21 protein-coding genes are annotated in these 22,434 nt (G+C 70.6%); 13 read left to right on the top strand and 8 right to left on the bottom strand.

Annotated elements, in window-relative coordinates; translation table 11 throughout:
- Position 1: 1 nt before the first annotated feature.
- The 7 genes from egtB (at position 2) to LOZ83_RS22430 (ending at position 7,744) form a co-directional block, all read left to right on the top strand.
- Entirely contained in the window at positions 2-1,348 is a 1,347-nt protein-coding gene (gene egtB, locus LOZ83_RS22460) for an ergothioneine biosynthesis protein EgtB (protein WP_236793134.1), read from the top strand.
- Positions 1,341-2,099 carry an ergothioneine biosynthesis protein EgtC gene (gene egtC / locus LOZ83_RS22455; RefSeq protein WP_236793132.1) on the top strand — a complete coding sequence of 253 codons (759 nt, stop codon included), beginning with the start codon at positions 1,341-1,343 and terminating at the stop codon, positions 2,097-2,099. The genes egtB and egtC overlap by 8 nt, the downstream gene beginning before the upstream one ends.
- Positions 2,096-3,064, top strand: a complete 969-nt coding sequence (gene egtD, locus LOZ83_RS22450) for an L-histidine N(alpha)-methyltransferase (RefSeq protein ID WP_236793130.1) — start codon at positions 2,096-2,098, stop codon at positions 3,062-3,064. Before egtC ends, egtD begins: the two co-directional genes overlap by 4 nt.
- A 63-nt stretch (positions 3,065-3,127) precedes the next feature.
- Positions 3,128-3,544, top strand: coding sequence for a nitroreductase family deazaflavin-dependent oxidoreductase (locus tag LOZ83_RS22445; RefSeq protein WP_236793537.1), 417 nt, complete (start codon positions 3,128-3,130; stop codon positions 3,542-3,544).
- 162 nt (positions 3,545-3,706) lie between these two features.
- A complete protein-coding gene (locus LOZ83_RS22440) occupies positions 3,707-4,870 on the top strand; it encodes an EfeM/EfeO family lipoprotein (RefSeq protein WP_236793129.1) in 1,164 nt (387 codons plus the stop codon).
- The gene (locus LOZ83_RS22435; protein WP_236793127.1) at positions 4,867-6,057 is read left to right on the top strand and encodes a Dyp-type peroxidase; all 1,191 of its coding nucleotides are present in this window, start codon (positions 4,867-4,869) and stop codon (positions 6,055-6,057) included. Before LOZ83_RS22440 ends, LOZ83_RS22435 begins: the two co-directional genes overlap by 4 nt.
- A 40-nt stretch (positions 6,058-6,097) precedes the next feature.
- Positions 6,098-7,744, top strand: coding sequence for a phospholipase C (locus LOZ83_RS22430; RefSeq protein WP_236793125.1), 1,647 nt, complete (start codon positions 6,098-6,100; stop codon positions 7,742-7,744).
- 51 nt (positions 7,745-7,795) lie between these two features.
- On the opposite strand, the gene LOZ83_RS22425 is transcribed toward LOZ83_RS22430, so the two are convergent.
- From LOZ83_RS22425 to LOZ83_RS22410, 4 genes are all read right to left on the bottom strand, one after another.
- Entirely contained in the window at positions 7,796-9,016 is a 1,221-nt protein-coding gene (locus tag LOZ83_RS22425) for a S9 family peptidase (RefSeq protein WP_236793123.1), read from the bottom strand.
- 101 nt (positions 9,017-9,117) lie between these two features.
- Positions 9,118-11,928 carry an aconitate hydratase gene (locus tag LOZ83_RS22420; RefSeq protein ID WP_236793121.1) on the bottom strand — a complete coding sequence of 937 codons (2,811 nt, stop codon included), beginning with the start codon at positions 11,926-11,928 and terminating at the stop codon, positions 9,118-9,120.
- Positions 11,929-12,116: 188 nt separating this feature from the next.
- Positions 12,117-13,418, bottom strand: a complete 1,302-nt coding sequence (locus LOZ83_RS22415) for a flagellar basal body protein FliL (RefSeq protein ID WP_236793119.1) — start codon at positions 13,416-13,418, stop codon at positions 12,117-12,119.
- On the bottom strand, positions 13,415-13,849 hold the full coding sequence (locus LOZ83_RS22410; RefSeq protein WP_236793117.1) for a hypothetical protein: 435 nt from the start codon (positions 13,847-13,849) through the stop codon (positions 13,415-13,417). The genes LOZ83_RS22415 and LOZ83_RS22410 overlap by 4 nt, the downstream gene beginning before the upstream one ends.
- 168 nt (positions 13,850-14,017) lie before the next feature.
- On the opposite strand from LOZ83_RS22410, the gene LOZ83_RS22405 reads away from it, so the two are divergent.
- The 5 genes from LOZ83_RS22405 (at position 14,018) to LOZ83_RS22385 (ending at position 18,982) form a co-directional block, all read left to right on the top strand.
- Positions 14,018-15,355 (top strand): NlpC/P60 family protein, encoded by a 1,338-nt coding sequence (locus tag LOZ83_RS22405; RefSeq protein WP_374202688.1) that lies wholly within the window; start codon positions 14,018-14,020, stop codon positions 15,353-15,355.
- 9 nt (positions 15,356-15,364) lie between these two features.
- Entirely contained in the window at positions 15,365-15,910 is a 546-nt protein-coding gene (locus tag LOZ83_RS22400; protein ID WP_236793116.1) for a molybdenum cofactor guanylyltransferase, read from the top strand.
- A gap of 83 nt (positions 15,911-15,993) precedes the next feature.
- Complete coding sequence (locus LOZ83_RS22395; protein WP_236793533.1) at positions 15,994-17,055, top strand: MoxR family ATPase; 1,062 nt, start codon at positions 15,994-15,996, stop codon at positions 17,053-17,055.
- Entirely contained in the window at positions 17,055-18,005 is a 951-nt protein-coding gene (locus LOZ83_RS22390) for a DUF58 domain-containing protein (RefSeq protein WP_236793114.1), read from the top strand. The genes LOZ83_RS22395 and LOZ83_RS22390 overlap by 1 nt, the downstream gene beginning before the upstream one ends.
- Complete coding sequence (locus tag LOZ83_RS22385) at positions 18,002-18,982, top strand: VWA domain-containing protein (protein ID WP_236793112.1); 981 nt, start codon at positions 18,002-18,004, stop codon at positions 18,980-18,982. The genes LOZ83_RS22390 and LOZ83_RS22385 overlap by 4 nt, the downstream gene beginning before the upstream one ends.
- A 6-nt stretch (positions 18,983-18,988) precedes the next feature.
- Here LOZ83_RS22385 and LOZ83_RS22380 read toward each other — a convergent pair whose 3' ends face one another.
- The 3 genes from LOZ83_RS22380 to LOZ83_RS22370 all read right to left on the bottom strand — a co-directional run bounded on the left by LOZ83_RS22380 (position 18,989) and on the right by LOZ83_RS22370 (position 20,995).
- Positions 18,989-19,318 (bottom strand): antibiotic biosynthesis monooxygenase, encoded by a 330-nt coding sequence (locus tag LOZ83_RS22380; protein WP_236793110.1) that lies wholly within the window; start codon positions 19,316-19,318, stop codon positions 18,989-18,991.
- A 95-nt stretch (positions 19,319-19,413) separates the two neighbouring features.
- The gene (locus LOZ83_RS22375; protein WP_236793108.1) at positions 19,414-19,878 is read right to left on the bottom strand and encodes a tRNA (cytidine(34)-2'-O)-methyltransferase; all 465 of its coding nucleotides are present in this window, start codon (positions 19,876-19,878) and stop codon (positions 19,414-19,416) included.
- 502 nt (positions 19,879-20,380) lie between these two features.
- Positions 20,381-20,995, bottom strand: coding sequence for a hypothetical protein (locus LOZ83_RS22370; RefSeq protein WP_236793106.1), 615 nt, complete (start codon positions 20,993-20,995; stop codon positions 20,381-20,383).
- 239 nt (positions 20,996-21,234) lie between these two features.
- On the opposite strand from LOZ83_RS22370, the gene LOZ83_RS22365 reads away from it, so the two are divergent.
- Complete coding sequence (locus LOZ83_RS22365; protein WP_236793104.1) at positions 21,235-21,720, top strand: MarR family transcriptional regulator; 486 nt, start codon at positions 21,235-21,237, stop codon at positions 21,718-21,720.
- Between the two features lie 248 nt (positions 21,721-21,968).
- Here the strand turns inward: LOZ83_RS22365 and LOZ83_RS22360 are convergent, their stop codons facing one another.
- The gene (locus LOZ83_RS22360) at positions 21,969-22,427 is read right to left on the bottom strand and encodes a nitroreductase family deazaflavin-dependent oxidoreductase (RefSeq protein WP_236793102.1); all 459 of its coding nucleotides are present in this window, start codon (positions 22,425-22,427) and stop codon (positions 21,969-21,971) included.
- Positions 22,428-22,434 lie beyond the last annotated feature (7 nt).

The following is a 22,434-nucleotide window of genomic DNA, read 5'->3' as shown; positions in this document are numbered from 1 at the left end:
CATGACGGAGTTCCTGACCGAAGCCCCGAGTGTCTTCGGGGAAAAGAATCCCGAGCAGCTGCGTGAGCACGCGGCCCGGGCGCTGACCAGGGCGCGGCAGCGCAGCACCACGCTCACCGACGCGGTGGACGACGAGGATCTGGTGCGCCAGCACTCGAAGCTCATGTCGCCGCTGGTGTGGGACCTCGCGCACATCGGCAGCCAGGAAGAGCTGTGGCTGGTGCGGGACGTCGGCGGCCGCGAGCCGCTGCGGCCCGATATCGACGACCTGTACGACGCGTTCCAGCATCCGCGCGCCGACCGGCCGTCGCTGCCGCTGCTCGGTCCCGCCGAAGCCCGCCGCTACGTGGGCGAGGTGCGGGCGAAGGCGTTCGAGGTACTGGAAAAGGCGCCGCTGGAAGGCCGCCGGCTCACCGAGGCGGCGTTCGCGTTCGGCATGATCACCCAGCACGAGCAGCAGCACGACGAGACCATGCTGGCCACCCATCAGCTGCGCAAGGGCGAGCCGGCGCTGCACGCCCCGGCGCCGCCGGGCGCGCGCGGCGGCGCGTTGCCCGCCGAAGTGCTCGTGCCGGGCGGGTCGTTCCTGATGGGCACCAGCGTCGAGCCGTGGGCGCTGGACAACGAGCGCCCGGCGCACGAGGTCGCGGTCGACGCGTTCTACCTCGACACCACCCCGGTGACCAACGGCGCGTACGTCGAGTTCCTCGACGCCGGTGGCTACGACCAGCAGCAGTGGTGGAGCGAGCAGGGCTGGGAGTACCGCACGGCGAACGACATCACCGCGCCCCGGTTCTGGCGGCGCGAGGCCGGCGAATGGTGGCGCACCCGGTTCGGCGTCGACGAGCGCGTGCCGGTCGAGCAGCCGGTGGTGCACGTGTCGTTCTACGAGGCCGAGGCGTACGCGAAATGGGCGGGCAAGCGGCTGCCCACCGAGCGCGAATGGGAGAAGGCCGCCCGGTTCGACCCGGCCACCGGGCAGTCGCGGCGCTACCCGTGGGGCAACGACGAGCCGACGCCCGAGCACGCGAACCTCGGGCAGGCGCACCTGAGCCCGGCCCCGGCGGGCGCGTACCCGGCGGGCGCGTCGCCGCTGGGCGTGCACCAGCTCATCGGGGACGTGTGGGAGTGGACGAGCACGGACTTCCACGGCTACCCGGGTTTCGTCGCGTTCCCGTACCGCGAGTACTCCGAGGTGTTCTTCGGCCCCGAGTACAAGGTGCTGCGCGGCGGCTCGTTCGGCACCGACGCGGCGGCGATCCGCGGCACGTTCCGCAACTGGGACTACCCGATCCGGCGGCAGATCTTCGCCGGGTTCCGCTGCGCCCGGGACGCCGCCGGTGTGTAGGCACCTCGCGTACCTGGGGCCGCCGGCGTCCCCGGCCGGGCAGGTGTTCGGCGCGCCGCATTCGCTGCTGCACCAGTCATATGCCCCTGCGGACATGCGCGGCGGGGGCACGGTGAACGCCGACGGCTTCGGGATCGCCTGGTACGCGGGCGGATCCCCGGTGCGGTACCGGCGCGTCAGTCCTATTTGGACGGACCACGACGCGCCGGTGCTCGCCGGGTCGGTGCGAGCCACCGCCTTTGTCGCGGCGGTGCGCAACGGCACCCCCGGCATGCCGGCGACCGAGGCCGCCGTCGCGCCGTTCGTGGCCGGGCGGTGGGTGTTCAGCCACAACGGGATGGTGACCGGCTGGCCCGGCTCGCTCGCCGCGCTCGCCGGGAAGCTGCCGGTCACCGACCTGCTGACGCTGGAAGCGCCCACGGACTCCGCCGTGCTGTGGGCGCTGCTGTCCGAACGGCTGCGCGCCGGGGAGGACCCGCTGCGCGCGACGGCCGAGCTGGTCACGAAGACCGAAGCGGCCGCCCCGGGTTCGCGGCTCAACTTCCTGCTGACCGACGGCGAGACCCTGGTGGCCACCGCGTGGACGCACGCCCTGTCGGTCCGCGAAAGCGGCGGGGCCGTGGTGGTCGCGTCCGAACCCACCGACACGGCACCGGGCTGGGTCCCGGTGCCCGACCGGCACGCCGTCGTCGCCCGAAACGGCTCGGCCGAAGTCGTTCCCCTTGACGCTGATCGGAGTTCCCTGTCATGACCGAGCCCGACGTGCACCTCGACGACCAGGCCGCGGCGCTGCGCGCGGATGTCCGATATGGATTCTCGGCGGCGCAGAAGTGGTTGCCCGCCAAGTGGTTCTACGACGCCCGTGGCAGCGAGCTGTTCGAGGAGATCACCAGGCTGCCCGAGTACTACCCGACCCGCGCCGAGCGCGAGATCCTGACCAGGGAAGCCGGCGAGATCGCCCGCGTGACGGGGGCGCACACGCTGGTCGAACTGGGCTCGGGGTCGAGCGAGAAGACCCGGCTGCTGCTCGACGGGCTGCGGGAGCACGGCACGCTGAAGACGTTCGTGCCGCTCGACGTGTCGGCGTCGGCGCTGGAGGAGGCGGTCGCCGCGATCCGGGCCGACTATCCGGGGCTCTCGGTGCGCGGGGTCGTCGGCGACTTCACCGAGCATCTGGGCCTGCTGCCCGGCGAGCCGCCGCGGCTGGTGGCGTTCCTCGGCGGCACGATCGGCAACTTCCTGCCCGCCGACCGGGTCAAGTTCCTGCGCTCGGTGCGGGACGTGCTCACGCCGGGGGAGTGGTTGCTGCTGGGGACGGATCTGGTGAAGGATCCGGACACCCTGGTGCGCGCCTACGACGACGCGGCGGGCGTGACCGCGCAGTTCGACCTGAACATGCTCAGTGTGGTCAACGAGCTGCTGGGCGCCGACTTCGACCTGGGCGGGTTCGGCCACGAGTCCTACTGGGACGCCGAGAACGAGTGGATCGAGATGCGGCTGCGGGCGCGGCGGGACATGGTCGTGCGCATCCCGGGCGCGGGCATGGACGTGCGCTTCGAGGAGGGCGAGTACATCCGCACGGAGATCTCCGCCAAGTTCCGGGCCGCCGGGGTCGCGGCGGAGCTCACCGAGAGCGGGTTCGCGCTCGAGCGGTGGTGGACCGACGGGCAGCAGCGGTTCGGGGTGTCCCTCGCCAAGGCGGTTCAGGAGGAATGATCGAATAGCACGGTGCATCCCCTCTCCCGTGCCGCCCGCTGGCTGGGCTCCCGCCGCTGGTTCATGCGCGCCGCGAAGGCGGTGCCGTGGATCGACCGGCGGCTGCACCACGTCACGGGCGGGCGGGTGTCCCTGCTCGGGATCGCCGGGCTGCCCTCGATGCGGCTGACCACCGTCGGCCGCAAGAGCGGGCTGCCGCGCACGGTGAACCTGCTGTATTTCCCGCGCGGCGACGAGTTCGTGCTGATCGGCTCGAACTGGGGTCGCACCCGGGACCCGGGCTGGGCGCACAACCTGCGCGCCCAGCCGAAAGCGACGGTCGAGGTGCGCCGCCGCGCGGTGCCGGTGCTGGCCACCGAGGTGACCGGGGAGCGGCACGAGGAGCTGTGGCGAGAGGTCCTGGACTTCTGGCCCGGGTACGCGATGGAGCGCGCCGAAGCGGGCCGCGAGCTGCCGCTGTTCGTGCTGACCCGCCGCTGATCGCCAATCGCCCTGTATATCCGTTTTCGACCCAGATGCGAGTAACTCCATGTGAACACTCGCTGAAACTCTCCTGTGGTCCCACCGACGCTGCCCGAAGTTCACTTACGCCGCTTACGCTCCGCTCGCTGTCTTAATCCATTCGAGCTATCGAGGAGCACGGTGTCGCGCTGGGTGTGGGGCGTGGTGATCGCCGTGGTGGTAGTGGGCGCGGGCACTGGGATCGCGGTCTGGCGCACCACTTCGGCAGCGGCCGGCGGCGATCCCGTGATCACGGTGGGCCGCTCCTCCTGCGGGGAGGGCTGGACGGACCCGAAGCCGGGGCCGCAGACCTTCCAGGTGCACAACACCGGCTCGGTCACCGCGGAGGCCGACCTGGTCGACCCGCGGACCGGCACCATCTTCGGTGAGATCGAGGGCATCGGCCCCGGCACGACCCGCACGATGCAGGTCACGCTCGGCAACGGCACCTACGCCTTCCGCTGCACGCCCGAGGAGACCGACCCGATCACCGGCCCCAGCGCCACGATCACCGGCGGCACCGACCGCTCCGGCCCCGCCGTGGTTCCGGTGTCCCGCAACGATTTGCTCGACCCGCTGCGCGACTACAAGACCTATGTGGGCACCGGGATCGAGACCCTCGCCGCGGACACCGACGCGCTACGGAACGCCGTGCACTCCGGTGACCGGGGCGCCAGCGAGGACGCGTGGCTGACGGCGCACCTGTCCTACGAACGGCTCGGCGCCGCCTACGACGCGTTCGGCGACTCCGACGGCGCGATCAACGGCACCGCCGACGGCCTGCCCGACGGCACCGCGTCCGCGGACTTCACCGGCTTCCACCGGCTGGAGAACGGGTTGTGGCACAACGAAGACATGGCCGCGCTGGGCGCGGTCGCCGACCAGCTCGACACCGACGTGCACGGGCTGCGCGACGGCTTCGACGACATGCAGATCGACCCGAACGACCTGGGCCTGCGCGCCCACGAGATCATGGAGAACACCCTGCAGTTCGAACTCACCGGGCACACCGACTACGGCAGCGGTACCAACCTCGCCACCGCGCTCGCGAACCTCGACGGCACCAAGGCCGTGCTGAACGTGTTGCGCCCGTTGCTGTCCAGCCGGATCCAACTGTCCGATGTGGACAGCTGGATCGACCGCACGGACAAGGCGCTGCGCTCGGCGCAGCGGCCCGACGGCAGCTGGACCCCGGTGGCACAGCTGACCCCGCAACAGCGCGAGAAGATCGACGGCACGGTCAGCGGGCTCGTCGAGCGGCTGGCCCCGATCGCGGCCATCGCCGAACCGAGGCGGGTCGGGTGAACGTTCGCCGTCGCTCCTTCCTGCGTGGCGCCGTGCTCGGCGCCGGTGTCACCGCCGCCGCGGCGGGCACCACCTCGGCCGTCGCCGCGGACACCGGCGACCTGCCGTTCCACGGCACCCACCAGTCCGGCATCGTGCGGGCGCCCGCGCCACAGTCCATTGTGGCCTCCTTCGACGTGATCACCGACAACCGCGCCGAGCTCGCGGATCTGTTGCGTACCATCACCGACCGGTCCCGGTTCCTGACCTCCGGCGGCGCGCCGTCCGCGGTCGGGATCACCGCGCCGCCCGCCGACTCGGGCGTGCTCGGACCGGACGTGCCGGCCGACGCGCTCACGGTCACCCTCGGGGTCGGGGCTTCGCTGTTCGACGACCGCTACGGCCTGGCCGACCGCAAGCCCGCGAAGCTCACCCCGATGAAGATGTTCCCCAACGACGCGCTCGATCCCGCCCAGTGCCACGGCGACCTGAGCCTGACCGTGGCGGCGAACAACGTCGACACCGTCGTGCACGCGATGCGCGACATCGCCCGCGCCACCCGCGGCGGCATGCAGCCGCGCTGGCGCATCAACGGGTTCGCCTCCCCGCCGCGGCCCGAAGGCACCCCGCGCAACCTGATGGGGTTCAAGGACGGCATCGCCAACCCGGCGAGTGACGAACTGGACCGCCTCGTCTGGGTTGCGGGCGGGGCACCGGAACCCGCGTGGACGGCCGGCGGCAGCTACCAGGTGATCCGGCTGATCCGGATGCTCGTCGAGTTCTGGGACCGGGTTTCGCTGTCGGAGCAGGAGAACATGTTCGGCCGCCGCCGCGACAGCGGGGCGCCGCTCGACGGCGCGCACGAGCAGGACGTGCCGCAGTACGCGCAGGACCCGACCGGCACCGTCATCCCGCTCACCAGCCACATCCGGCTGGCGAACCCGCGCACCGGCGAGACGGACTCCAACCGGATCATGCGCCGCGCCTGCAACTACGACCGCGGCGTGGACAGCAACGGGAACCTCGACATGGGGCTGGTCTTCATGTGCTACCAGCAGGACATCGAGCGCCAGTTCGAAGCCACCCAGACGCGGCTGATCGACGAGCCGCTCGTGGACTACATCTCGCCGTTCGGCGGCGGGTACTTCTTCGCACTGCCCGGGGTGACCGGGCCCGACGACCACTTCGGCCGGGCGCTTCTCGCCTGACCGAAGGGAAATCCACTCCCACCACCAGCAGGAGGACACTGTGGACAGAGCTTTCGGCGGATGGCGCCGTAAGCGGGTGCTGCTCGGCGGCGGCGCGCTTGCCGTCGCGGCCGGGGTGGCCATCGCGGTCACCACGTCCGTCGGCGGCGCGAGCGCGCAACCGCTCCAGCCGCAGCACGCGGAATGGATGCACACGGCCACGCCCATCAAGCACGTCGTGGTGATCTTCGGTGAGAACATCTCCTTCGACCACTACTTCGGCACCTACCCGAACGCGGCCAACACCGACGGCACGCCGTTCCAGGCCGCGAAGGGCACCCCGCACGTCGACGGGCTGAACCCGAAGCTGCTCAAGGACAACCCGAACGCCTACGACCCGAAGCGGCTGACCCCGAGCCAGGCGCTGACCTGCGACCAGAACCACAACTACGGTGCTGAGCAGAAGGCGTTCGACGGCGGCAAGATGGACAAGTTCGTCGAGAACACCGAGACGGACAAGTGCACCGGGCAGCCGATCCTGTTCGGCGAGCCGGGCCTGGTGATGGACTACTACGACGGCAACACCGTCACCGGCATGTGGAACTACGCCCAGAACTACGCGCTGAACGACAGCTCGTACAACACCGTGTTCGGCCCGTCCACCCCCGGCGCGATCAACCTGATCTCCGGGCAGACGCACGGCATCCAGGCCGTGAACTCGGTGACCCACCAGCCCACGAGCGACTCGTACGTGGTCCAGTCGCCGGACAAGAACGGCGTCGGCACGGTCATCAACGACCCGGACCCGGCCTTCGACGACTGCTCGGACAAGAACCACACCGCGACCGACAACCTCGGTCAGATGCAGGGCCAGAACGTCGGTGATCTGCTGAACAAGCAGCATGTCACGTGGGGCTGGTTCCAGGGCGGTTTCCGCCCGACCGGCACCGCGAACGGCTACGCGGTCTGCGGGCAGACGCACAACAACATCGGCGGCATCCCGGCGGTGGACTACAGCCCGCACCACGAGCCGTTCCAGTACTACAAGTCGACGGCGAACGAGAAGCACCTGCCGCCGAGCTCGGTGGCCGCGATCGGGCAGACCGACCAGGCCAACCACCAGTACGACATCACCGACTTCGACGCCGCGCTGAACGCGGGCAGCATGCCTGCGGTGAGCTTCCTCAAGGCGCCGGAGTACCAGGACGGGCACGCGGGCTACTCGGACCCGCTGGACGAGCAGCAGTTCGTGGTGAGCGAGATCAACAAGATCCAGCACTCCAAGGACTGGGACTCCACCGCGATCGTGCTGGCCTACGACGACTCCGACGGCTGGTACGACCACTCGGCCTCGAAGATCGTCAACGGTTCGCACGATTCGGCGCAGGACACGGCCATGTGCACCAGCGACAAGACGAAGCTGGGCGACGCACAGGACCGCTGCGGCTACGGCCCGCGGCTGCCGCTGCTGGTGGTCTCGCCGTTCGCGCGGACGAACTTCGTCGACCACACCACCACCGACCAGACCTCGGCGCTGAAGCTGATCGAGGACAACTGGTTCACCGGGCGCATCGGCGGCTCGTCGTTCGACGAGCGGGCGGGCGCGCTGTGGAACATGCTGGACTTCCACGGGCGTCCCGCGCCCGCGGTCCAGCTGGACCCGAAGACCGGCGCCGTCGTCAACGACGGTCACGGGCACGGGCACTGACACACCGCTGAAAAGGTGGCCTCGCGCGGCTTGCGCGGGGCCACCTTTTCGTTATGCGGTCCGCTCTTCGAGCCAGTCGAACATCCGCTGGTCGGCCAGCAGCCGGGCCAGCGGTTCGCAGTGCCAGGACGCGCCCTCGGCGTCGGTGAACGCGACCAGCTCGGCGCCCGGCACCAGGCCGGCGAGCCGCCGGGACTGCCCGGGCCAGAACTGTTCGCCCTCGGGGTCGGTGATCAGCAGGGGAGTGGTGATCCGCGCGGCGTCGGCGGGATCGAGCTTGTACTCGCGCACCGTCCGGAACAGGTCGAACCAGTCCGCCCGCGCGTAGGGGCGGCCGCGGAACTCCAGCGTCCGCCGCAGCGCCGGCAGCCGTTCGGCTACCCCCATGCCCTTGAGGAACCCGGCGCGGTCGCCGTCGTCGAGTTGCCGCACCATGCTCGCCGGCAGGTTCTTCAGCCATGACGCCGAAACGTCCACGACGCCGGGGTCGACGACGGCGGCGCGCAGCCGGTGCTCGAAGGCCAGCGCCCGCGGTAACCAGTACCCGCCCTGGCTGACGCCGCAGCCCGCGGTCCGGTCCGGGTCGACATCCGGCCTCGCCAGGACGACGTCCAGCACCGGGCCGAGCACCGCCTCCCAGTCGGGACGGAACGGCACGCCCCGTTCGAACAGCAGGGACTGCTGCCCGGGACCGTCGTAGACGAAGGCGTTCCAGCCGCGCTTCAGCGCCGCCGCGACCCCGCCGCCTGACCACAGATCACTGATCGCACCGTCGCTGCCGTTGGTCACGACCAGCGTCGGCCGGGCCTGGCCCGAGGCGTCCGGGCGCAGCAGGTACCCGGGCAGCGTGCCGCCCTCGTACGGCACCTCGACCTGTAGGTGCGCCCCCGCCGACTCCGCGATGAAGGCGTCCCAGCACGCGCGATGGCGCCGGAAGGTGGTCCGCAGCGCGGATTCCCGGGCGGCGTCGAGCGCGCACGCCCAGTACGTGGCCGCGCGCAGGAATGCCTCGGCGGCGCTCACCCGGTGGCCCTGGTCCCGTGCCTGGACGGCGATCGCCTCGACGCGTTCCGCGGTGGCGAACCATTCGGTGAACCAGCCGCGGTGGCCGCGCACCCGCGCCACCGTGGCCAGCACCTCCCCGGCGTCTGCGGCGCCGTGCGCCGTCTTGCCCAGCACGCCCCGGGTCTGGAAGTCGAGCCCCTGGTCACCGAAGAACCCGTCGGTGAAGACCCGGTGGTGCGACCGCACCGTGGCCGTCAGGTTCGGCATCGCCGCTCCTTCCCCTTCCCGACCCTGTCGCGGCGCCCGAAGGCGCTAAACACGAATACGCGCCGCGGGCCGGGCCCGCGGCGCTTCTTCGTGTTACCGGATCAGGCGCGCGTCATCTTGCGCAGCACGTACTGCAGGATGCCGCCGTTGCGGTAGTAGTCCGCCTCACCGGGGGTGTCGATGCGCACGACCGCGTCGAACTCGACCTGCTCGCCGCCGTCCTTGGTGGCGGTGACGTGCACCGTCCGCGGGGTCTCACCGCTGTTCAGCTTGGTGATGCCCGCGATGTCGAACGTCTCCGTGCCGTCCAGGCCCAGCGACGACGCCGACTCGCCCTCGGGGAACTGCAGCGGGATGACACCCATGCCGATCAGGTTCGACCGGTGGATCCGCTCGAACGACTCGGCGATCACCGCGCGCACGCCCAGCAACCGGGTGCCCTTGGCTGCCCAGTCCCGCGACGAGCCCGAGCCGTATTCCTTGCCGCCCAGCACGACCAGCGGGATCCCGGCGTCGGCGTAGTTCTGCGCCGCGTCGTAGATGAACGCCTGCGGGGCGCCGTCGACGGTGAAGTCACGGGTGTAGCCGCCCTGCACGTCGTCCAGCAGCTGGTTGCGCAGCCGGATGTTCGCGAACGTGCCGCGGATCATCACCTCGTGGTTGCCGCGCCGGGAACCGTAGGAGTTGAAGTCCTTGCGGTCCACGCCGTGCTCGGACAGGTACTTCCCGGCCGGGGTGTCGGCCTTGATCGCACCGGCGGGCGAGATGTGGTCGGTGGTCACCGAGTCGCCCAGCTTCGCCAGCACCCGCGCGTCCGCGATGTCCTCGACCGGGGCCGGCTCGGCCTCCATGCCCTCGAAGTACGGGGGCTTGCGCACGTAGGTGGAGTCCGCCGCCCACGCGAAGGTCTTGCCCTCCGGCGTCGGCAGCGACTTCCAGCGCTCGCCGCCGTCGAAGACGTCCGCGTAGTCCTTCGTGAACATCTCCTGCGTGATCGCCGAGTCGATGGTCTGCTGGATCTCCTGCGGCGAGGGCCAGATGTCGCGCAGGAAGACGTCGTTACCGGCCGGGTCCTGCCCGAGCGGCTGCTCCTCGAAGTCGAAGTCCATCGTGCCGGCCAGCGCGTAGGCGATCACCAGCGGCGGCGAGGCCAGGTAGTTCATCTTGACGTCGGGGTTGATCCGGCCCTCGAAGTTCCGGTTGCCCGACAGCACCGACACGACGGTGAGGTCGTTTTCCTGCACGGCGGCGGAGATCTCCTCGGGCAGCGGGCCCGAGTTGCCGATGCACGTGGTGCAGCCGTAGCCGACCAGGTGGTAGCCCAGCTTCTCCAGGTACGGCCAGAGCCCGGCCTTCTCGTAGTAGTCGGTGACGACCTGCGAGCCCGGCGCCATCGAGGTCTTCACCCACGGCTTGACCGACAGGCCCTTGTCCACGGCGTTGCGGGCGAGCAGCGCCGCGCCCAGCATCACCGACGGGTTGGAGGTGTTGGTGCACGAGGTGATCGACGCGATCACCACGGCGCCGTGGTCGAGCACGAACTCGCCGCGCTCGGCGGACTGCACGGTGACCGGCTTGGACGGGCGGCCCGAGGCACCGTTCGCGGCCGAGGGCAGCGCGACCGCGTCTTCGTCCGCAAAGGACAGTGTCGGCGAGTCGCTGGCCGGGAAGGACTCCTCGACCTTCTCGTCGATCTTGCTGTGCGGGACCGGGTACTGCTCCTCCACGTAGTCGTGCACCGACTTGCGGAACGAGGACTTCGCGTCGGTCAGCTCGATGCGGTCCTGCGGGCGCTTCGGGCCGGCGATCGAGGGGACCACAGTGGACAGATCCAGCTCGAGGTACTCCGAATAGGTGGCCTCGTGCGCCGGGTCGTGCCAGAGGCCCTGCTCCTTGGCGTAGGTCTCGACGAGCGCGAGCTGCTCGGCCGACCGGCCGGTCAGCTTCAGGTAGCGCAGGGTCTCCTCGTCGATCGGGAAGATCGCCGCGGTGGAGCCGAACTCCGGGCTCATGTTGCCGATGGTGGCGCGGTTGGCCAGCGGCACCGCGCCGACGCTCTCGCCGTAGAACTCGACGAACTTGCCGACCACGCCGTGCTTGCGCAGCATCTCGGTGATCGTCAGCACCACGTCGGTGGCGGTCACGCCGGCCGGGATCTCGCCGGTCAGCTTGAAGCCGACGACGCGGGGGATGAGCATCGACACCGGCTGGCCGAGCATCGCGGCCTCGGCCTCGATCCCGCCGACGCCCCAGCCCAGCACGCCCAGGCCGTTGACCATCGTGGTGTGCGAGTCGGTGCCGACGACGGTGTCCGGGTACGCCTGGCCGCCCCGTGACATCACCGTGCGCGCCAGGTACTCGATGTTGACCTGGTGCACGATGCCGGTGCCCGGCGGGACGACCTTGAACTCCTCGAACGCGCTCTGGCCCCAGCGCAGGAACTGGTAGCGCTCGCGGTTGCGCTCGTACTCGATCTCGACGTTGCGCTCGAACGCGTCCGCGCGGCCGAACACGTCGATGATCACCGAGTGGTCGATGACCAGCTCGGCCGGGGCGAGCGGGTTGACCTTGTCCGGGTCGCCGCCGAGGTCGGTGACGGCCTCGCGCATCGTGGCGAGGTCCACCACGCACGGCACGCCGGTGAAGTCCTGCATCACGACGCGGGCGGGGGTGAACTGGATCTCGATCGAGGGTTCGGCGGTGGCGTCCCACCCGGCCAGCGCGCGGATGTGCCCGGCGGTGATGTTCGCGCCGTCCTCGGTGCGCAGCAGGTTCTCGAGCAGGATCTTGAGGCTGTAGGGCAGTCGCTGCGCACCCTCGACCTTGTTCAGGCGGAACACCTCGTACGAGGCGTCACCGACCTTCAGGGTGTCGCGGGCGCCGAAGCTGTCCTTGCTGGCAGGTGCGGTCACGTCTGTCTCCAGGGCTCGGACGCCGCCGCGCGGTGTGGTGCCTTGGGCGGCGTCCCGGTCGTCAGTCGGGTCTCAAAGGCGAGTCTGGCGCACCCGTACGGCGTCCGCAGACGCGGGGGACGGCGCAGGCTCCCTACGCGACAAACAGTACGCTTGTCCTTTTTTGGTGGCAAGCGTGACGCGCGTGACTACCTGGCGAACTTCAGGAGTGTGTCGATGTCGCCCGGCTGCAGGCTCCGCAGCACCGTCATGCCCTGTTCGGTGAGCGTCCGGATCGGGCTGACGTAATACTTGCCGCCCGTTTCGGTGGTGACCACGCCGACGCCCTGGTGCAGGATCCCGGTGGCCAGATGCCGCAGCACCTCGCGCACGTCCGAGGGCACCGACCCCGCGTCGTCCCCGATCCGGTCGATGAGATCGTCGGCGCACATCCGCTGCGAACTGTCCTCGTCGGTGACCTCGTAGCAGTCGCCCATCTTCTGCGCGGCGAACACGCGCCCGTCGCCGTCCTCGACCCGCACGGCGGTGAGCGTGACCCGGGTACCACCGGTGACCGCCGACGTCTGGGCCTGGAAATCGGTGACCCGTGCCCCGCTCGGTTCCGTTTCTCCTTGTGCCGCTTGGAGAATCGCCGGTCCCACGTCGTGCAGCACGGCCATCTCGTCCGGCGGCAGCAGTTCGATCACCCGGCGGAGGTCGGCGTCCAACGCCGCCTGCACCATCTGCTGCACGGCTTCCTTGGCTGAGGAAGCGCCCGCCGCCGGTATCGACGTCGACGGCCACGGCTCGTGCGCGTCCTTCAGCGCGTAGTCGGCGATCGTGTACAGCAGGCTCGGGTACCACTCGCCGTCGACCCGCACGGTCGCGATCCGGACCGGCTCGCCGGTCTTGCGGACCTCCTTCGCGATGTCGATCATCTCGGTCTGCGGCCCTTGCGGCCTCGCGCTGCCGGGCAGCGCCTCGTCGAGGAACTTCTTGCCCACCGGCAGCCGGCTGAAGTCGCTGGTGACGGTGAGCGTGCCGCCGGTGAGCTTGGTGATCGTGAGATGGTCGTTGACCTGCTCGGCACCGGCCTCGTCGAACGTCAGGTGCTCGCTCTTGATCTGGACGCCGTTCAGCGCGTTCGGGTCGGCGTTCTCGTCGAGCACCCGTAGCCGCTTCAGTTCCTTCGTCGTGTCCTGCACCGGATCGGTGAACAGCGCGGCCTCGGCGGGCGCGAGACTGTCGAGCACGCCGACGAGGTCGCCGTTGCTGATCGAACTGGCCAGGTTCAGCGCGGCAGCGGTGGGTGTCGCCGCGCCGGTGGCCCGCTTCGCCAGCAGGTACCACGTGGTGCCGCCGCCGACCGCCGCGACCAGGGCGATCACCAGGCCGATGATCAGCCCGCGGCGGCGTCTACGCGGCGGTGGCGGCGGCGGGTAACCGGGCGGGTAGCCGTACCAGGGCTGCTGCGGCGGTTGGTAAGGCTGCTGCCAGCCGGGTGTGCTCATGGGTTCCTCCCTGTTCTTGCGACGAAAGTGCCGAGCGCACCGGCCAGCGCGACGATCGCTCCGGCCAGGGTGGTGAGGGGTCCGGTGGCGGTGATCCCGATCGGCCCGCCGCCGCCCTGCACGACGGCGAGCGCGGCGACCGTGCCCACCGCGAGCCCGAGCAGCGTGGTGACCGTCGCGGCCGTGCGTGCGAAACCGAGCGCGAGCAGGCCCAGGCACACCGCGGCGGTGAGCGGGACGGCGACCCAGATCTGCAATGCGGCATGGGCGAACGTGTTGTCGAAAAGCGACAGCCTGCCCGCGGAATCCGCGATCTGATAACTGTGCCGCTCGACGCTGCCGGAATGGAACCACGGCAGGAACGTGCCGAGCACCGCGATGACCAGCCCTGACGCCGCGATCCACCGTGGTACCAGTCGGACGCCGGTCATCTGCTGCCCCCATTTCTTCGCGACCACCGGGGGTGAGACGCCGGATCCAGTGAAAAGGGTCCCCCATTCGGGGATTTGTTTCACGAGAGAGTGAAGTTCCTGGTGGGGCTTGCGATACTCCTGTGGCGGAAGTGTGGGGAGTTGTGTGTCGAGCTGGAGGTGGCGTGCGTGCTGAAGACGGGGCGTGAGCGCCTGTCCCACTGGGCGGCCGCCGGTGCGCTGGCGCTGGCCGCCACCTTGGGGATCACCGGCACGGCGGCCGCGGTGCCGCCACCGCCGCCCAACCCGAGCGACAACGAGATCAGCTCCAGCCAGGCCCAGGCCAACGCGAAGGCCGGCGAGGTCGGCCAGCTCACCAACCAGCTCGCCGAGGCCGAGTCCCGGCTCACCGACCTGCAGGACCAGGTCGAGCTGAAGATGGAGCAGGCCAACAAGGCACTGGTGGACCAGCAGGCCGCCGAGGACGCCGCCGACAAGGCGCAGGCCGACGCCGACGCGGCGCGCCGCGAGTCGGACGCCGCGGCCCAGCAGATCGAAGCCGCGCGCAAGCAGCTCGACGGGTTCGTCGCGGGCAGCTACCAGCAGGGCAGCACGATGGGCTCGATCTCGGCCTACCTCGGCTCGACCAGCCCGCAGGACCTGCTCGCCCGGGCGCAGCTGCTGTCCTCGGTCAGCGGCAGCCAGCTCAACGGGCTCGAACTGATGGAGCAGGCGCAGACGGACAAGTCCAACAAGGACGCCGCCGCGCGAGCCGCGCTCGAACTCGCCCAGCAGAAGCGGGCCGCGGCGCAGGCCGCCAAACGCACCGCCGACACCGCGCAGGCCGCCGCGGTCGCGGCCCAGCAGGGCCAGGCCGCGCAGGCCGCGGCGCTGGAGTCGAGCAAGAACGCGGTCGAGCAGCAGCTCTACGACGCGCAGCAGCGTGTTTCGGGCCTGCAGGGGCAGCGTCAGCGCTACCAGGACTGGCTCGCGCAGAAGCAGCGTGAGGACGAGGAGCGGGCCCGGCAGGCGGCGCTCGCCGCGAGCAAGGGCAGCGGCTCGAGTGGTGGGGGCGGTGGTGGCGGCGTCGCGCCGGCGACCGGGTCGACCGGCTCGGCCGTCGAACGGGCCATCGCGCGTGCCATGTCGCAGCTGGGCATGCCGTACGCGTGGGGCGGCGGCAACGCCAGCGGCCCGACGCGCGGGATCCGGGACGGCGGCGTCGCCGACGCCTACGGCGACTACCGCAAGATCGGGTTCGACTGCTCGGGGCTGATGATCTACGCCTACGGCGGCATGGTCTCGCTGCCGCACTACAGCGGTTACCAGTACAACGCCGGCCGGCACGTGCCGCTGTCCCAGATGCGCCGCGGCGACCTGCTGTTCTGGGGCAACGACATCCACCACGTGGCGCTGTACCTGGGCAACGGGATGATGATCGAGGCGCCGGAGTCGGGCATGGTCGTGCGGGTGACCCCGGTGCGCTACGGCGGCATCGTGCCGTATGCGACTCGCCTGGTCGGTTAGCCTGGGGCGATGGACTTCGCCGGCATCGTGCTCGCCGGTGGTGCCGCGCGCCGGCTGTCCGGTGTGGACAAGCCGATGCTCGAGATCGGCGGGAAACCCTTGCTGCGCCACGCGATCGACGCACTCGCCGGTGCTGACCCGGTGGTCGTCGTCGGGCCGGAGCGGGCCGGGGTGACCGGCGTCCGGTGGACGCGGGAGGACCCGCCCCGCGGCGGCCCCACAGCGGGGCTGGTGGCCGGGCTGGCCGTAGTGGGGGAGCCCGGACTGGTGGCCGTGCTGGCCGGGGACCTCGCCGCGGTCCGGCAGTCCACAGTGGACAGACTGCGAGTCGCGGTGGGTACCGGCGACGGTGCCCTGCTCGTCGACGCCGAAGGCCACCGGCAATGGCTTCTCGGCGTGTGGCGGACCGCGCGGCTGCGTGCCGTGCTGCCCGCCGAAACCGCCGGAGTCCCGCTGCGCCAGGTGTTCCGCGCGCTCGACTTCGCGGTGCTGCCGGAGATCGCGGGGGAGAGCGCGGACATCGACACGCCCGAAGATCGACTACGGCATTCGTGAAGCTCACAGCCCTCACACCGGCCGTCCGGTTGACTCGCGATACGGTCGCAGGCGGAGAGGCGAACGTGATCGAGGAGGGAACCGTGTCCGAGTCCGGCTATGCCGAACCCGCGAACGGCCAGCAGGCCGTGCCACCGGCCCGGGACGGCCAGTTGCTCGAACGCACCGTGTTCGAGGTCAAGCGGGTGATCGTCGGGCAGGACAGGCTGGTCGAACGGCTGCTGGTGGGCCTGCTCGCGAAGGGGCACCTGCTGCTGGAAGGCGTGCCCGGGGTCGCCAAGACCCTCGCCGTGGAGACGATCGCGCGGGTCGTCGGCGGCACGTTCTCGCGGGTACAGTTCACCCCCGACCTGGTCCCGGCCGACATCCTCGGCACCCGGATCTACCGTCAGGGCAGCGAGCGGTTCGACGTCGAGCTCGGTCCAGTGGTGGCGAACTTCGTGCTGGCCGACGAGATCAACCGGGCGCCCGCGAAGGTGCAGTCCGCGATGCTCGAGGTGATGGCCGAGCGGCACGTGTCCATCGGCGGCAAGACCTTCCCGATGCCCGACCCGTTCCTCGTGCTCGCCACCCAGAACCCGATCGAGAACGAGGGTGTCTACCCGCTGCCGGAAGCGCAGCGCGACCGGTTCCTGTTCAAGATCGTCGTCGACTATCCGACGGCCGAGGAAGAACGCGAGATCATCTACCGGATGGGCGTCGAGCCGCCCGAACCGCACGAGGTGCTCAGCCCGGCCGAGCTGGTCCGGTTGCAGGGCGTGGCCTCGAAGGTGTTCGTGCACCACGCGCTCGTCGACTACGTGGTGCGGCTGGTGCTGACCACCCGCACCCCCGCCGAGCACGGCCTGACCGACGTCGCGGGCTGGGTGTCCTACGGCGCCTCGCCGCGCGCGAGCCTCGGCATCATCGCCGCCGCGCGGGCGCTCGCGCTCGTCCGCGGCCGGGATTACGTGCTGCCGCAGGACGTCGTCGACGTCGTGCCGGATGTGCTGCGGCACCGGCTCGTGCTGTCCTACGACGCGCTCGCCGACGCGGTGCCGCTGGACCACATCGTCAACCGGGTGCTGCAGACCGTGCCGCTGCCGCAGGTCTCGGCCCGCCCGGCGCCCGGGCCGGGCCAGCCCGTGGGCGCCGCGGGGTACTAGTGGCAGGCGGAGCATCAGGCGCTGAGAACCGGCCCGCGTGGGCGCCGCCGATCCTGCGCGGCGACCGGCTGGAGGCGGGCCTGCGCACGTTGGAGCTGGACGTGCGGCGCCGGCTGGACGGGTTGTTGCAGGGCAACCACCTAGGTCTCGTGCCGGGGCCCGGTTCGGAGCCGGGGGAGGCGCGGCCGTACCAGCCCGGTGACGACGTCCGCCGGATGGACTGGGCCGTCACGGCGCGCACGACGGTGCCGCACATCCGCGAGACGGTGGCCGACCGCGAACTTGAGACCTGGGTGGCCGCGGACCTGTCGGCGAGCCTCGATTTCGGTACGGCGTTGTGCGAGAAGCGAGACCTGGCGCTGTGCGCCGTCGCGGCCATCGCGTACCTCACCGGTGGCGGCGGGAACCGGCTGGGCGCGGTGCTGTCCAACGGTGCCGAAACCGTCCGGGTGCCGGCTCGCGGCGGCCGGGCGCACGCGCGTGGGCTGCTGCGCAGGTTCGCCGAGATGCCGCGCGCCGAGGAAGGCACCCGGGGTGACCTCGCGGCGATTTTGGAACAGCTGCGGCGCCCGCCGCGGCGGCGCGGGCTGGCCGTGGTGGTGTCGGACTTCCTGGGCGGGCTGGACTGGCAGCGGCCGCTGCGCGGACTGTCGGCGCGGCACGAGCTGATGGCGGTCGAGGTGATCGACCCGCGGGACGTGGACCTGCCGGAGGTCGGCACGATCGTGCTGGCCGACCCGGAGACGGGACGGCAGCGCGAGGTGCACGCGTCGGCGTTGCTGCGGCGCGAGTTCGCCGCCGCCGCGCAGGCGCACCGTGACGAGGTGGCGCGGGCGCTGCGGCAGGCCGGGGCGGCGCATCTGGTGCTGCGCACGGATTCCGACTGGATCGCCGACACCGTCCGATTCGTCGTCGCCCGCAAACGACGCTGGTCGGGGGGAGCCGCGTGAGTCTCGGCGGGTTCAGCGCGCCATGGTGGTTCCTGCTGCTGTTCGTGGTCGTCGCCGTCACGGTGGGCTATGTGCTCGCGCTGCGGGCGCGGCGCAAGCGCACGATGCGGTTCTCCAACCTGGAGCTGCTGGAGAAGGTGGCGCCGCGGTCGCAGGGCTGGCCGCGGCATGTGCCGGCGGTGCTGATGATCGTGGCACTGTTGCTGTTGACGGTCGCGCTCGCGGGCCCGACCGCCGAGCAGAAGGTGCCGCGTAACCGGGCGACCGTGATGCTGGTGATCGACGTTTCGCTGTCGATGGAGGCGACCGACGTCAAGCCGACGCGCATCAAGGCGGCGCAGGACGCGGCGACGCAGTTCACGGAGGGGCTCACCCCGGGCATCAACCTGGGGCTGGTGTCGTTCGCCGGTACCGCGACGGTGCTCGTCGCGCCGACCACCGAGCGGCAGAGCGTGGCCAACGCGATCGGCAACCTCAAACTGGCCCAGTCGACGGCGACCGGTGAGGGGATTTTCGCGGCGCTGCAAGCGGTTTCGGGCTTCTCGGCCGTCGTCGGCGGCGCGGAGGGGCCGCCGCCCGCGCGGATCGTGCTGATGAGCGACGGGAAGCAGACGGTGCCCGAGGACCTCTACGCCCCGCGCGGCGCGTTCACCGCGGCGGAGGAGGCGAAGAAGGAGCAGGTCCCGATCTCCACGATTTCCTTCGGTACCAACCACGGCACGGTCACCATCGACGGCCGCGAGGTCCCGGTCGACGTCGACGACGGGTCGTTGCAGGAGGTCGCCCGGCTGTCCGGCGGGGAGTTCTACCAGGCGGGGTCGGCGGAACAGCTCAAGGCGGTCTATGCGGACCTCGGCGAGCAGATCGGCTACGAGACGAAGGAGGCCGACGCCAGCCGGCCCTGGGTGGTGCTCGGCACCCTGAGCCTCATCGCGGCGGCGGGCAGCGCGCTGTTCATCGGGCAACGGCTGCCCTGACCGCGGTTACGCCGACGGGAAATGCTCGGCCCGCAGAACGCACACTGTCGGGTCGGGTTTGGCGATCTCGAACATCCGCCGCGCATGCTCGATCCCCACGGGGTCACGCTGGGCGGCTTCGAGGCTCGTGACGCTGTCCCACCGCGAGTAGTTGATCACGCGAGTGCCGTCGAGGCCGGCGTACACCGCCGACCCGAGAAACCCCGGCCGGGCACGCATGATCTCCGCGGTCGCGTTGATCGCGTCCACCAGCTCGTCCTGCCGGCCTGCCGCGACCGGGAACAACCCGATCACGGTCACCGGACCGTCGTACTTCTCGCCGTCACCCGCACTCATGGTGCGAAAGTAGTGGCCTGCCAACGTACCCCGGCGCGCCTGCCGCGCGAAGCGGCCCGATCGTGCGCGAAGACTGCCCGCCGTCGCGGGGCACGCTAGGCGCCGAACTGGAAATCGTGCTGGCGCCAGGCCTCGTAGATCGCGATCGACGCGGTGTTCGCCAGGTTCAGCGACCGTGATCCGGGGCGCATCGGCAGCCGCACCCGGTCGGTGATCTCCGGTGCCGCGAGGACATCGTCGGGCAGCCCGACCGATTCAGGGCCGAACATCAGCACGTCCCCGGCCTGGTAGGCGACATCGGTGTACCGGTGCTCGGCACGCGCTGTGAACGCGTACACGTTGGCCGGCAGCAGCGCGGCCCACGCGGCGGTGAGATCGGCATGCACCCGGACATGCGCGAGATCATGGTAATCCAGCCCCGCGCGCCGCAGATGCTTGTCCTCGAACGCGAACCCGAGCGGCTCGACCAGATGCAACTCGACCCCGGTGTTCGCGGACAGCCGGATCGCATTCCCGGTGTTGGGCGGAATCTCCGGCCGGTAGAAGAGGATGCGGAACACCACCACACACTACAAAGGAGACCAGACAGCGAAACCCGGACACCACGAACGCTGCTGGCCCGCCCAGTAAGCGGGATAGTGTTCACCCGCGAACTCCTGGAGTTCGGCCGGAGAGACGATCGTCGGCACGCCCACCTTGGTGTTGTGCGGCGTCGCCGCGCTGGAGATGTTGCCCGGGCTGCGCAGTACCCAGCGCCGATCCCGGCGGCGGCGATCAAACGCTGACGGGAATGGTCGTCAGCTGTCCACCGACCGGACCTGGGCTGTCCGAACGGCTCGCCGCCCGAACGACGCGCCGCCAATGTTTGGACGAATGCTCCTCCGCAGAGAAGTTGCCTCAGACGCGGCGCGCTCGTCGGCACGTCGCTCGATGGTCTCGGCGAAGGGGCGTCACCCGAACTCTCGCCGCAATGGACGCGATTGAATCGGACACCGCCCGCTGCCGCGGATCTCGTCCGGCGTGCCGGGCAGAGCCCGGCACGCCGGCAGGCGTGTGTGCGGATCAGCCGGCGCGGCGCTCCCGGTACGCGGCGGCCAGCGCGTGCGCCGCTCCTCGCCCTTCGACCTCGATCTTCTCGCCCTCGGCCAGGACGATCGTGACCTGTTGCCAGCTCCGCCCCGGGGCCACCGTGATGTCGCTGATGCGGTCCAGCGAGACCTGACCGGCGTGCTCGCCGACCCGATTCAGCATCGGGTCGGCGCGCCAGACGTGCAGCGCGTCCGTCGTGATGCCGAGGATCATCGCCGCGTCCAGTGGCACGTCCGTGCGTTCGGTGATCCGCTGCGCGGCGGCCCGCGCCGCCGGCCGGGCGATGAAATAATTGCCCAGCGGGGACAGCATCCGGGCCGGGCTCAGTGCCGTGTTGACCCTGGCGTACACGGCGGCGCGCAGTTCCTGACCGAGTTCGGTTGACAGCGTGGGAACCAGTTCGTCGTCCTTGAGATGTTTCATGCCGAAAGCATCGCGGCCGGCGCGGTCATCCGCGTCGACCGGTCGTCTACACCGCCGTCCACCGATCGACGGACGGCGGGGGCGCGCTGCGGCCGCCGCCGACTTCACGAGGACCTCGTCGCCAGCGACCCGAACTTGAACTGCCGCGCCGAAGAGTTCGAGCATGTGTGGATCCTCAGCCGGAGCGCCGGACCCGACCTGTACACAGTGGACTCGAAGGCTGGTGCGGGCCTGGTCGCCGCTCGACGGAGTCGACGTGGTGCTCCACGGTCGTGCTGCCGGCAGCCTCGGGAAAGGCGAGGGGACCGGAATCTCATGAGAGACAAGGAGATCCGTCCGATCGACCTGGGCTGAGGGGTGCTCCCGTATAATCGGTGATCCGTATGATACGAGGAGAAGAACGAGTGAGGTCGAAGCCGGAGGTCGGGCAGGCGCGACGGCGACGGCGGTTGGCCGCTGCCGTCAAGGAGTCGCTCCGGGATCTGCGCGTGCAGCTGGCCCTGTTGAACCACCGGGTGGGTGCCCGGGTGGACCTCAAAGACGTCGACCTCGACTGCCTCGACCTGGTGAACCGGCACGGCCCGCTCAGTCCGAGCGCGATCGCGCAGCGCGCGGGGCTGCATCCCGCCACGATGACCGGAATCCTCGACCGCCTCGAGCGGGGCGGTTGGGTGGTCCGGGAACGGGACCAGGCCGACCGGCGCGCCGTCCTCGTCACGCCGGTCCGCGAACGCAACGGGGAACTGTTGCGGCAGTACGCGGGAATGAACAGCCTGATGGACGAAATCTGCGCGGGCTACAGCGAAGCCGAACTCGAACTGCTGGCCGACTTTCTGCGCCGTGCCGCGGCCGCCGGGAGCGACGCCACGGGAAGACTGGCCGCCGGCTGAGGCGCCGCCAGTCTCCGGCCCAGGTACGGATGACGGCCGCGACCGATCCGACGATCATGTACACGTCGACGACGGTGCGGGCGTCGCGCAGTGCACCGGCCGCCCCTCCCGCTCGATGAGCTCGCCGACGACCGTTTCGAGCCGGGAGCGGCTCGTACCTCGCCGACGTGATGGAGGTAGCGAGCCGGCGACGGCTTCGACGAGGCCGGCCCTACGCCGGCCGCGACCGGACGTCGAACCAGTCCGCGTCAGACAGCCTCGACGCGGAAGACGGCGATCCGGTCCGCCGCGGCGGCCACGGCCTCTGGCGTCGGCGCATCGGCCAAACCGTTGGTGACGTAACGTTCGGCGGCGCTCGACGGCTGCGTTTCCACCACCTCGCGCAACAGCGGGCGGCGTTCCTCGACCGGCACCTCGACCAGCCGCACCGTGGAGGTGCGCCGCCCCCGGGTCAGGGTGGCCGTGTCCGCGGCACGCGCGTTGGCGACCCATGCCGCGTTCTGGAACGCCTGCACGATGTACCGGCCGCCGGTCAGCGGGAGCACGGCGATCGGGAACGTGCGGGGCTTGCCGCTGCGCCGCCCGGGGACGGTGAGCAGCTGCATCGGGCCGAACGCGATCCCGAGCCGCTGCAGGCCGGTGATCACCTTGTTGATCCTGTTGACGGTTCGACGGTAGCTCCGCGCCTTCGACGTTTCCTCAGCCATGACCGCA

Source organism: Amycolatopsis sp. GM8 (assembly GCF_021653975.1).
GTDB lineage: Bacteria > Actinomycetota > Actinomycetes > Mycobacteriales > Pseudonocardiaceae > Amycolatopsis_E.
This window is presented reverse-complemented; position numbering and strand designations above follow the sequence as displayed.